The organism is Ilumatobacter sp. (assembly GCF_049588435.1).
In the GTDB taxonomy this organism is placed as follows: Bacteria; Actinomycetota; Acidimicrobiia; order Acidimicrobiales; family Ilumatobacteraceae; genus Ilumatobacter_A.
Genome location: NZ_JBAVYV010000461.1, coordinates 1 through 4,002, shown reverse-complemented (window position 1 = coordinate 4,002; position 4,002 = coordinate 1). Strand labels below are relative to the sequence as shown.

General features: G+C 66.5%; 2 protein-coding genes and 3 tRNA genes. 3 read left to right on the top strand and 2 right to left on the bottom strand.

Annotation, left to right across the window (positions count from 1 at the left end; genetic code table 11):
- Positions 1-127: 127 nt before the first annotated feature.
- Both WBV89_RS17630 and WBV89_RS17625 read right to left on the bottom strand, forming a co-directional pair.
- Positions 128-215, bottom strand: a tRNA-Ser gene (locus tag WBV89_RS17630).
- 61 nt (positions 216-276) lie between these two features.
- Entirely contained in the window at positions 277-1,548 is a 1,272-nt protein-coding gene (locus WBV89_RS17625) for a DUF445 domain-containing protein (RefSeq protein WP_423982644.1), read from the bottom strand.
- Positions 1,549-1,638: 90 nt separating this feature from the next.
- Here WBV89_RS17625 and WBV89_RS17620 point away from each other — a divergent pair.
- The 3 genes from WBV89_RS17620 to WBV89_RS17610 all read left to right on the top strand — a co-directional run bounded on the left by WBV89_RS17620 (position 1,639) and on the right by WBV89_RS17610 (position 3,612).
- Positions 1,639-1,726: transfer RNA gene (locus WBV89_RS17620), tRNA-Ser, on the top strand.
- A 284-nt stretch (positions 1,727-2,010) separates the two neighbouring features.
- On the top strand, positions 2,011-3,459 hold the full coding sequence (locus WBV89_RS17615; RefSeq protein WP_423982643.1) for a hypothetical protein: 1,449 nt from the start codon (positions 2,011-2,013) through the stop codon (positions 3,457-3,459).
- An 80-nt stretch (positions 3,460-3,539) separates the two neighbouring features.
- Positions 3,540-3,612: transfer RNA gene (locus WBV89_RS17610), tRNA-Arg, on the top strand.
- Positions 3,613-4,002 lie beyond the last annotated feature (390 nt).

Sequence of the window (4,002 nt, the reverse complement as noted above, 5' to 3'; positions counted from 1 at the left end):
TTCGCGCGCAGTGCTGCGATCGCGAGAAAGCCGCATTGCGCGCAGGTGGCTCGCAGATGATCGGCCAGGATAGGCCAGATGTGAGATCCGGCGTACCCGTATAACACCTGGTCGATGCTCTATGTCTTGGCGGAACGGGGGGGATTCGAACCCCCGGAGGCGTGAACCTCGTCCGCTTTCAAGGCGGGTGCATTCGTCCGCTCTGCCACCGTTCCGTCGACCACGCTAACGCTCTGGTGCGGCGAGCGGACGATGTGGTGACATGGCTTGTGTGGATCAGAGCAGCTGACTCACGGCGTGGATCGCAAGACCGGCGAGGCCACCGACGACGGTGCCGTTGATCCGGATGAACTGGAGGTCGCGCCCCACCTGGAGTTCGAGCTTCTCCGCCGTGGCGTCGGCATCCCATTTCTCCACCGTCGACGCGATCAGATCGCTCACCTCGGTGCGGTAGTTGGTGACGAGGTGGGCGAGCGCGGCGGCGATCCACTCGTCGACCTTGCGCTGCAGATCGGGTTCGGTTGCGAGACGAGCGCCGAGTCGCTGTGCGTTCGCCGCTGTGCGACGCCGGAGCTCGCTCGTCGGATCGTCGATCGCGACGAGGAGGGATGACTTCGTCTCGGTCCACAGCGAGTCGATCCAGGTTCGGACCTCCGGGTGGTCGAGGAGTTCGTGTTTCAGCTCCTCACCCTTGCGGCGGAGTTCGGGGTCCTCGCGGAGCCGTCGGGCGAAGTCGGCGGCACGACGGTCGACGTTCGCTCGGACCGCGTGATGCGGGGAGGCCTCGACGTCGGCGAGGAATCGACCGACGACGTCGTAGATCTTGTCGAACACGCGGTCATCGATGCCCTCGGGAACCCACCACGGTGACTCTTGATACAGACGCTCGCGGAACGTTCCGCGGTTGTCGTCGAGGAAACCTCCCAGTCCGACGAGCGCGGCATCGAGCAGGCGCTGGTGATGACCGCCCTCCATCGACAACTCGATCACGCGACCGAACAGCGGGGCCACCTCGGTCGCCTCGATCCTCGACCGCACCACCCGCTCGAGACCCGACTGGATCTCCTCGTCGTCCAGCACCTCGAGACCCCCGCGCACGACGTCCGCGAGTGCGTCACCGGTTCGTTCGGCGTGGGCGGGGTCGGCGAGCCATTGACCGATCCGTTCACCAACGTGCGCGTCGCGCAGGCGCTCGTCGATCACCTCGACGGTCAAGAAGTTCGATTCGACGAATCCACCGAGGCTTCGACCGATCTCGTCCTTCCGCTTGGGAATGATCGCCGTGTGCGGAATCGGAATCCGCAGCGGATGACGGAACAGCGCCGTCACGGCGAACCAGTCGGCGAGGGCGCCGACCATCGCCGCCTCGGCGAAGGCGCGGACGTATCCGACCCATCCCGCCTCCTCGTCCGGGATCGAGGCCACGACGAACACGATCGCCGCGAGGACGAACATCGACGTCGCGACGAGTTTCATCCGACGGAGTCGGCGCGCCCGCTCGACATCGTCGAGTGACACGGGTGGGGGAGCATGGTCGACGAGGGTCATCGTCGATGAACGTACCCCTGTCGCGCCGTACCGGGTTCGCGTTGGGTCACCCGCCGGTACACTCGCCGCTTCGAGTCTTCGGACTCGTATGGAGAGGTGCCAGAGCGGCCGAATGGGATGCCCTGCTAAGGCATTGATCCTCCGGGATCCGTGGGTTCAAATCCCACCCTCTCCGCCACTGGCGACCGGTGCTCACCTCGAGTGCCGGTCGTCGTCGTTTTCCGTCCTCTCTGCATCATTTGCATGGTCCGACCGACCGATCCGGCCCGTTCGAGGAACCCCGATGAATGTCTCGCCCAAATGACAAGCATGTCGTCTGGATGACAGCCACGTTGCGGTTTCATGACGAATGGAGTAGACAACGTGAACCAGGTGATGACGAGGTGCCCCGCGCACCCGGAGCACCCCCGAGAACTGACGACACGATCCAACGTTGGGAACGACCGGCGGACAGGTGGCGAGATGACTCACGACGACCCGAACCAGAACGAAACGGACTCCTCCGACTTCTGGGGCGCGACTCCCGACTGGTCCGACGCGGCACCACGACCGCGACGCGAACGGACCGAACGGCACGGCGACGTGACCGGGGCCATCAAGGGCCTCTGGAACACGGCGATGACGTCCGGCTCGGGCGGCACCCGCGAGCACCACGTTCTCGATGCCACCGCTCCGCGTCCGACCGACGACACCCCTGTCGCCGGGCCGGGCATGTTCGACGATCTCGATCACGAGGTGCCCCTCTGGGCGAGTGGCCCCGTCGATGCCGTCAGCGCTGAGCCGCTCGGCGCGGCGAATCCGACCACCGAAGTCCCGCTGATCGACGCTGCTGCGCCACATCCCGCGGATGCAGACGACGGATTCGCGGCGATGACACCGGTCCCGCTCGTCGAGCGCACGGACAACCGACGCGGAACAAAGGGTGGGATCGATCCGCTCCTGGTTCGCATCGGCGCCGCCGCAGTCGTCACCACCCTGCTCGTCCCGCTGGCGATCGGACTCACCTCGGACGACAGCAACGACACGATCGCCTCCGCTGCCGAGCAGCCGGGCCTGGCACCGAGCGACGCCGGAACGACCTCGTCGTCCGAGGCGGAGGCCGACACGACCGTCGTGCTCGACCCCGAGACACTCCCACCGGCCGTTGCCGTGAATCCGACGCCGACGTCCGATTCGAGTTCGTCGTCGAGCTCGTCCTCGTCGTCCAGTTCATCCACGTCGACGTCGGACGATCAGACATCGTCGAGCAGCGCCGCCACGGCGAGCGCCTCGGCGCAGGCCGACACGTGCGCGATCGACTACGAGGTTCAGTTCGGCGACTTCTGGCTCCGTCTCGCCGACGGTGCCGACGTACCGCTCGCAGACCTGCTCGACTCGAACGGCGCGACGATCGAGACGCCGCTCTACCCCGATTCCTCGATCTGCCTGCCCGCCGGCGCATCGACCCCGCCGCCGCCAGAAACCACGACGACGGCCGCCCCGACGACCGCCGCTCCCACCACGGCTGCTCCGACGACCGCCACTCCGACGACGGAAGCTCCGACCACCGCGGCTCCGACCACGGCACCTCCGACCACGTCCGCTCCGACGACCGAAGCACCTGCTCCCGCACCGGCTCCGGACACCTCGCCCGCCGGTCCCGAGGAGATCAAGCAGATCATCCGCGACGTGTGGCCCGACGAGCTCGAAGGGCGTGCGCTCGAGATCGCGTACCGCGAGAGCCGGTACGTACCGACCGCCAAGAACTACTGCTGCTACGGCCTGTTCCAGATGTATTGGAGCGTGCACCAGAGCTGGCTCGGCGACCTCGGGATCACCGATGCGCAGCAGCTCTACGACCCCGCCACCAACGCACGTGCCGCCTACGGGCTGTATCAGCGTGCCGGTGGATGGGGCCCCTGGGCGCTCTGACCCACCACCGGATTCTTCCCGATTCGCCGTTCCGATCGAGCGTCGATCGGCGTTAGGATGCTGATCGCCTTCGGGCACGGGCGCTCGTAGCTCAATGGATAGAGCACTTGATTACGGATCAAGCGGTTGGGAGTTCGACTCTCTCCGGGCGCACAGATTGGAACCCCTGCCCAGGCAGGGGTTCCACTCGTTTTCGGGTCGAGTCTCGACCGATCGAGCAGAACCATGGGTTCGCGACCGGCGCAGGCATCGGTCAACCTCGAACACGTCGGCGCACTACGGTGGTGCACGGTGTCGAGACACCTGAGCATGGAGGGGGTTCATGGTCGGACGAGTTTGGGACGGAAATCGCTGTCGCCCGCCGCCATCAGTGGTGCGGGCGGTGGTCACTGTCGCGGTCCTGGCGTCGGTCGTGACATTCGCGTCGCCGACCCCGCCCGTCGCCGCCGCCACGGTCGAGCGCGTGGCGGGCAGTGATCGTTTCGGTACTGCTGCCGCCATTGCGATCCGCTCCTTCTCGCCCGGCGTGGCGACGGTCTACGT